The sequence below is a fragment of the Shewanella sp. 10N.286.51.B7 genome (assembly GCF_002873615.1).
Taxonomy (GTDB): domain Bacteria; phylum Pseudomonadota; class Gammaproteobacteria; order Enterobacterales; family Shewanellaceae; genus Shewanella; species Shewanella electrodiphila.
Genome location: NZ_MCUF01000009.1, coordinates 1 through 566, shown reverse-complemented (window position 1 = coordinate 566; position 566 = coordinate 1). Strand labels below are relative to the sequence as shown.

General features: G+C 33.7%; 1 protein-coding gene. It reads left to right on the top strand.

Going from position 1 to position 566, the window contains the following annotated elements; all coding sequences use genetic code 11:
- The first annotated feature begins 105 nt into the window (after nucleotides 1-105).
- Entirely contained in the window at nucleotides 106-534 is a 429-nt protein-coding gene (locus BCU84_RS00695; protein WP_102526180.1) for a DUF2057 family protein, read from the top strand.
- Nucleotides 535-566: the final 32 nt, after the last annotated feature.

The window sequence follows — 566 nt, the reverse complement described above, 5'->3', positions numbered from 1 at the left end:
ATTCAATTGTTTTTGAAATTTTTATTGTTAATCGAAGGTCTAATTATTCGTGTGGTATGAAATGAAGTGTTTTACGGAATACATGAAATTAAATTGGAGCTTAACATGAATACTAAACTTACATTATCGGCAGCACTCGGATTATTATTGACAAGTTTTGCTGCGCAATCTTCTAGCATAACCTTCCATGACGACCTTGATGTTGATAGTGTCAATGGTGTTGTGATTGAGTTTGAACGTGAAGTCGACTTAGGCACTGGCGAACAGTTAATCGAAGTTAGCTACAGCGACTTGTTCCAAGATAACGCTGATGACTCTGGGCATTGGGTTAAGTCACAGCCCTTGTACTTAAAGTTAGATGTGTCAGGGAATGAAAAATATCACCTAGAATTACCAGAATTATATTCAGCTGATGATGCTAAAGATTTTTTACAAAACCCAGTTTTATCATTAACGATAGATGGTCAACAGCATCAAGATATTACTTTATTAAGTCAGTCTCAATTATTTACACTGTTACTTTTAAACAAATAGCTTATGATTTTATTTACTATTCAATATAGATG

Coding starts and splice junctions, on each gene's coding strand:
- BCU84_RS00695 (WP_102526180.1), top strand. CDS start 106: ATGAATACTAAACTTACATTATCGGCAGCACTCGGATTATTATTGACA.